Origin of the sequence: Megasphaera sp. AF13-6AC, from assembly GCF_027685385.1 — a bacterium.
GTDB classification, from domain to species: Bacteria; Bacillota; Negativicutes; order Veillonellales; family Megasphaeraceae; genus Megasphaera; species Megasphaera micronuciformis.
In genome coordinates, this window is record NZ_JAQCUN010000037.1 from 1 (window position 1) to 324 (window position 324).

General features: G+C 46.9%; 1 pseudogene. It reads right to left on the reverse strand.

What is annotated here, in order from left to right:
• Positions 1–324 (reverse strand): annotated as a pseudogene (locus tag PGX78_RS03435) (D-alanine--D-alanine ligase); the annotation flags it as partial.

Genomic DNA, 324 nt, shown 5'->3' on the forward strand with positions numbered 1-324 from the left:
AAAAAGCTTCGGCCACAATGGACTTGCCGTATGCAAAAGCTTCGCTTAAAGCACTCTTCAAGTCGTCTTTTTTTCTTACAATAAACGTACCGATACTCGACCCTTGGGCGGCCGACTTGATGACAACAGGTAAGGAAAAGACTTGACATATTTCTTCGGCAATACTGTCAACGCCCTGTTCTTCAAAATAGTATCGAAAAGGGGCCGTAGAAATACCGGCACCTACGAAGGCGCTCTTACTGACCACTTTGTTCATGCCCACGGCACTGGCCATAACCCCCGGTCCCGTATAAGGAACATTCATCATTTCACACGTTCCCTGTA